This is a genomic window from Streptomyces sp. NPDC001530, from assembly GCF_042894545.1.
Lineage (GTDB): Bacteria > Actinomycetota > Actinomycetes > Streptomycetales > Streptomycetaceae > Streptomyces.
In genome coordinates this window covers 147,363-153,362 of sequence record NZ_JBIAVS010000010.1, presented here as the reverse complement: position 1 = coordinate 153,362, position 6,000 = coordinate 147,363, and the positions used below count along the sequence as shown (strand labels likewise).

5 protein-coding genes are annotated in these 6,000 nt (G+C 68.9%); all 5 read right to left on the bottom strand.

From position 1 onward, the window contains the following. A partial coding sequence (locus ACFY0T_RS21650) for a DUF6777 domain-containing protein (RefSeq protein ID WP_388872808.1) occupies positions 1–1,293 on the bottom strand: 1,293 nt, incomplete at its 3' end. 227 nt (positions 1,294–1,520) lie between these two features. Next, complete coding sequence (locus ACFY0T_RS21645; protein WP_388872805.1) at positions 1,521–2,474, bottom strand: cytochrome c oxidase assembly protein; 954 nt, start codon at positions 2,472–2,474, stop codon at positions 1,521–1,523. A gap of 104 nt (positions 2,475–2,578) precedes the next feature. Continuing rightward, the gene (locus tag ACFY0T_RS21640; protein ID WP_388872802.1) at positions 2,579–3,604 is read right to left on the bottom strand and encodes a 6-phosphofructokinase; all 1,026 of its coding nucleotides are present in this window, start codon (positions 3,602–3,604) and stop codon (positions 2,579–2,581) included. A 247-nt stretch (positions 3,605–3,851) separates the two neighbouring features. Next, positions 3,852–4,580: a type 1 glutamine amidotransferase gene (locus tag ACFY0T_RS21635; RefSeq protein ID WP_388872800.1), complete on the bottom strand. Its 729-nt coding sequence runs from the start codon at positions 4,578–4,580 to the stop codon at positions 3,852–3,854. Between the two features lie 28 nt (positions 4,581–4,608). Further along, positions 4,609–5,847, bottom strand: coding sequence for a MurT ligase domain-containing protein (locus tag ACFY0T_RS21630; protein WP_388872797.1), 1,239 nt, complete (start codon positions 5,845–5,847; stop codon positions 4,609–4,611). Positions 5,848–6,000: the final 153 nt, after the last annotated feature.

Genomic DNA, 6,000 nt, shown 5'->3' with positions numbered 1-6,000 from the left:
TGAGTCCGTCCCGCCGGTTGAGGGTGTTGTGCCGCCGGTTGAGTCCGTCCCGCCGGTTGAGGGTGTTGTGCCGCCGGTTGAGTCCGTCCCGCCGGTCGAGGGTGTCGTCCCACCGGTCGAATCGGTCCCGCCAGTCGAAGGTGTCGTCCCGTCGGTACCGCTGCTGGACTCGTCCGGGCCGGTACTGGACTCGTCGGGCCCGGTGCTCGACCCGTCTGGTCCGGTGCTCGACTCGTCCGGACCCGTGGTCACCCCACCGGAGTCCGGGGGAGAGCTCTGGTCGGAGCCGTCGTCGGACTCCACGAACAGCGTCACGGGCGCGCCCCACTCCAGCGTGCTGCCCTCGACGGGCTGGGAGGCGGTGACCAGGGCGTCGTCGGGCGGCAGGGCGTCGCCGTCATAGGCCAGCGCGAGTCCCGCGTCGGCAAGTTTCTGGCTCGCCTCGGCGAACGTGATGTCCGTGACGGCCGGAACGGTGTGCTCCGCGTGGGGGTCGAACGACGTGTCGTCGCCGTTGATGCCCAGCTCGCGGGCGATCCCATGATCGGGGTCGTTGACGTCGACGAGCTGGAGCTGCTCGATCTCAGGGTTCCCGGGCGGCGCCTCGACGATCACGATCTGGTCCTGCTGATAGCCGGACCACTTCTTGTTTCCGTCCTTGAACTGCACGGACGTCTTTTTGATGTTCACCTTCGAGGGGCGCAGCGGATTACCGCAGGAGCACTTCACGGCGGGCAGTCCCTGCTTATCGACCAGAATCGCGATTCCCGCCTGCAGCAAGGCGTCGAACGGGACGGCCTTGCCGTCCTTGTACTCGTGATTCGTCACAAGAGTGTCGTGGCGCAACACGACGGGTGTGAGGTGATCGATATATCCGGAGATCCGATCCGGGTTGATATGCAGGACGCGCGCCCATTCCTGCGCCTTGGCGGAGTTCTTGGGGTCGGTGAGGAATTTCTTCAGTTTCGCCACAACGCAGGTGCCGGGCTTCGTCGAACCGCCGAACTCGCCGGTGGACCCACCGGTCTCGTCCTGCCCGGGCGTGCTGTTGTCCCCGCCCGAGTCATTTCCGCCCGAGCCGTTCCCACCTGTGTCGTCCCTGCCCGAGCCGTTCCCACCTGTGTCGTTCCCGCCGCCCGGCGTGCCCCCGTACAGCCCCGGGCTGTTGCTGGCCTGCACCCCGCCGGCCGGTCGGGCCTCGGGGGCGTGGGTGTCCCTGCCGAGCTTGCCGTCCTCCTTGAAGAAGGGATTGGCCTGTGAAATCCCCGCGGCCACGGCACGTACTACGAACAACTGATCGGATTTACTGCACCCGCTGATTACCAGCACGGAAACCAGCAGTAGAGCGATCCTGCGGGCCGCCGATATTCCAGCCCTTTGCATGGACACGCGAAATGTCATGACCGCTCCCCCTGCGGTTTCCCCCGTGGACCCTGCTCCGGAAGACCGGACGCAGGGGCTTCGCATTCCATGCTACTGAATGGAAACGGCTTTCACGCAAGGTGAATAGAAAAGTTAATTCAGCGGCCGCGTGCGTTGAGTGAGGCCAGATAGGCGTTGTATGCCTCGAGTTCCTTGTCGCCGTCGCGGTCCGCTGCCCGGTCCGTGCGCTTGGCCTGGCGCTGCTCGGAGCCGTACCACTGGAACAGCAGCGCGATCAGCACGAGGACGGACGGGATCTCGCTGAACGCCCAGGCGATGCCGCCCGCCGCGTTCTGGTCGGCGAGGGCGTCGATGCCGAGCGAGGCGGGCGGGTTCTTGTACGTCTCGACCATCGGCGCGGACCCCATCATCAACGCGATGCCGAAGAACGCGTGGAACGGCATGCCCGCGAACAGTTCCAGCATCCGCATCAGATATCCGGGGCGGTGCGGCCCCGGGTCGACGCCCATGATCGGCCAGAAGAAGACCAGGCCGACGGCGAGGAAGTGGCACATCATCGCGAGGTGCCCCGCCTTGGAGCCCATCAGGAAGTCGAAGATCGGCGAGAAGTACAGCGCGTAGAGGCTCGCGATGAACAGCGGGATGGTGAAAGCCGGGTGCGTGATGATCCGCATGTACCGGCTGTGCAGGAACATCAGCAGCAGCTCGCGCGGCCCCTTGCTACCCCGCTTCGCCGCGACCGGCAGCGCGCGCAGCGCCAGCGTGATCGGCGCCCCCAGCAGGATCAGGATCGGCGACAGCATGCTGATCACCATGTGCTGCACCATGTGCACGCTGAACATGACCATGCCGTAGTCGTTCAGCTTGGTGCACATCACGAGCATCACGGTCAGCACACCGACGACGAAGGCGGAGGTCCGGCCCCACGACCATGTGTCGCCGCGCCGCGCGAGCCGCACGACCCCCCAGCCGTACAGGCCGAGCCCCACCAGACAAGCGACGAGGAAGAACGGGTCCGCTGACCATTCGAGCCCCCGCCCCAGCGTGAACGGCGGCAGATCCATGGTCATGCCGTGCCCGCTGTGATCCATCCGCCGGCTCCTGTTTCGTGCTGGTTGTGCGCTGTCTGTCCGCACCAGAGTAGAACTGCCCCCGGTCGCGGCCGCGACCGGGGGCAGTTCCAGCTACGTACGGATCAGAGCACGCACTCCGCCTCGGCGTACCGCTCGTCCGGAACCGTCTTCAGCGTCTCGACCGCTTCCGCCAGCGAGACCATCACGATGTCGGTACCGCGCAGCGCCGTCATCTTGCCGAACTCGCCCCGGTGCGCGGCCTCCACGGCATGCCAGCCGAACCGCGTCGCGAGGACACGGTCGTACGCGGTCGGCGTACCGCCCCGCTGAACGTGTCCGAGGATCACCGGACGGGCCTCCTTGCCGAGGCGCTCCTCCAGTTCGAGGGAGAGCTGCCGGGCGATGCCCGCGAAGCGCTCGTGCCCGTAGATGTCCTTACCGCCCTCGTCGAACTCCATCGTGCCGGCGCGCGGCTTGGCGCCCTCGGCTGCCACGACGATGGCGAACCGCTTGCCCGCCTCGAAGCGCTCGCCGACCCTGGCGGCCAACTCCTCGATGTCGAAGGGCCGTTCCGGTACGACGATGGCGTGGGCGCCGGCCGCCATGCCGGAGTGCAGCGCGATCCAGCCGGTGTGGCGGCCCATGACCTCCACGATCAGCACCCGCTGGTGGGACTCGGCGGTGGTCTTCAGCCGGTCCAGGGCCTCGGTCGCGACGCCGACGGCCGTGTCGAAGCCGAAGGTGACGTCCGTGACGGCGATGTCGTTGTCGATGGTCTTCGGCACGCCGACGATGGGCAGGCCGCTGTCGCTCAGCAGCCGGGCCGCCTTGAGCGTGCCCTCGCCGCCGATCGGGATGATCGCGTCGAGACCCAGCTCCGCGACATGGCCCTTGGCCCGCTCCACGCCGTCACGCAGATGCGCCGGCTGGACCCGGGAGGAGCCGAGCATGGTGCCGCCGCGAGCCAGGATGCCGCTCACCGCGTCGAGGTCGAGCTTGAGGTAGTCGCACTCCAGGAGGCCCTTCCAGCCGTCCCGGAAGCCGATGACCTCGTCGCCGTGGTCGACGACGGCACGGTGCACGACGGACCGGATGACGGCGTTCAGGCCGGGGCAGTCGCCGCCGGACGTGAGGACACCAATGCGCATAGCCCGAAATACCTTCTCAACGTGGGCCGGAGACCGGACCACGCTGTCCGGCGGGACCCCGCCACCCTACCGGCGGCAGGGGGCGGGTCCGCATCGTGCGTCCGCCTGCTGGACGTCCCCGCACACGTGAGCGCAAGCCCCGTCAGACGGGCCCTCGCCGGGGCCCTGCGGAACCGTTTCTCAAGCAGCTCACCAGACGGTTTTCCAGCAGGTCGGGCCGTTCACGCAGGCTGCTGCGCAGCTGTGTTCACGCAGGCTGCTGCGCAGCCGCGATGCGCTCGTTGCGCAGCGCCTCGTACCACCGGTCGTCGATCGGCGGCAGCGCGTTCACGTCAAGGGCCAGCTTCAGCAGCAGGTCCGCGATCTGCGGGTTGCGGGCCAGGACGGGCCCGTGCATGTACGTACCGAAGACGGTGTCGTTGTACGCGCCCTCGGTGCCGTCGCCCGTGCCGTTGCCCTTGCCGAGCCGCACGTTCGCGAACGGGCGCGCCGTGGGGCCGAGATGGGTGACGCCCTGGTGGTTCTCGAAGCCGGTCAGCGAGGGCAGGCCCAGCCGCGGGTCGATGTCCGCGAGGACGTCGCCGACGCACCGCTCGCCCTCGCCGCGCACCGAGACCACGTCGAGCAGGCCGAGGCCCGGCTCGCGCTGACCGAGGTCGTTGATGAACTCGTGGCCGAGGATCTGGTAGCCGGCGCAGACGGAGAAGACGATCGCGCCGTTGCCGACCGCGCGGTGCAGACCGCCGTCGCGGCGCAGCCGCTCCGCGGCGAGCCGCTGTGGCCGGTCCTCGCCGCCGCCGATCAGATAGATGTCGCCGGAGGTCGGGATCGGCTGGTCGCTGCGTACGTCGAGGCGGGCCACGTCGAGACCGCGCTGGCGGGCCCGGCGCTCCACGACGAGCGCGTTGCCCTGGTCGCCGTAGGTGCTCAGCAGGTCCGGGTAGATCCACACCAGACGCAGGCTGTTGTCACTCATTCTCTTCGTCCTCCGTGGAGTGCGTGGATCAGTTGCCGACACGACGCCGCAAATCCTGGAAAGCGGTGTAGTTCGCGATGACCTCGATGCGTCCGGGCGGTGCCATCTGCACGGCCTGGTCGAGGTTCTCGCAGACCTGGAAGTGCTGGTTCGCGACTTCCAGACGCACGGCGAGGTCCAGTTTCCGGTCGCCGAGAACGAAGATCGGGTGTCCGGTCAACCGCGTGTAGTCGACGTCCCACAGCCAGGAGGTGTCGGTGCCGTCGGCGCCGCGTGCGTTCACCGACAGGATGACCGGGGTCGGCGGCGGGTCGATCAGGGAGAACGTCTCCAGCCAGCCCGCGGGGTTCTTGGCGAGCAGCAGACGCAGGTCGCGCTGCATGAACTGCACCACGTCGTAGCGCCCGGCCACCGCCTGCACCTGGTACATGCGCTCCAGGGCGACCTGCGGGGGCACGCCGAAGACCGCGGCGACGGCGGCCGACGAGGCGGCGTTCGCCTTGTTGGCACGGCCCGGCAGCTGGAGGTGGATCGGCCAGGCGGAGCCGTGCGGGTCGAGGACGTGGTCGCCGGACAGCGCCCAGGTCGGCGTCGGACGGCGGAAGCCGCACTCGCCGCAGAACCAGTCGTCGCCGGGGCGCTGCATCACACCGCCGCAGGACGGGCAGGACCAGGCGTCGTCCTTCCACATCTGCCCGGCGGCGACCCACATCACGTTCGGCGAGGAGGACGCCGCCCACACGACCAGCGGGTCGTCGGCGTTGGCCACCACGACGGCCTTGGAACCGGCCAGGCCCTCGCGCCAGTGCTCGGCCATCATGCGGGTCTCGGCGGCCCGGTCGAGCTGGTCGCGGGAGAGGTTGAGCAGCGCGATGCACTTCGGGTCGGTGTCGCGGGCGACGCCGGCGAGGTACTTCTCGTCGACCTCTATGACCGCGAACTTGGCGTCCGAACCCCCGGCGAGCGCCGAGGTGATGCCCGCGGGCATGTTGGCGCCGAGCGCGTTGGAGACGACCGGGCCCGCGGCGCGCAGCGCCTCCGCGATCAGCCGGGTCGTCGTGGTCTTGCCGTTGGTGGCCGACACCAGGATCACGTCCAGGTGCGTGGCCAGCCGGGCCAGCAGGTCGGGGTCGAGCTTGAGTGCCACCCGGCCGCCGATCACCGATCCGCTGCCGCGTCCGGCGGCACGCGAGACGGCCGCTGCCGCCTTGCCCGCCGTCACGGCCAGCTTGGCCCGCGGCGTCAGCGGGTCCGAGTTGCCTGACATCGTTCTCGATCCTCCTTGCGTACGCGCCGCGCCTCTGCCCCCGGCACCGTGTGGGCCTCAGCCTATCGAGATCCACTCACACGCCCGAATCGCGGCACCACCTCGGTGCCCGCGCGAGATGCGCGCGCCATCAAGGACCGTACCCTTGCCGCC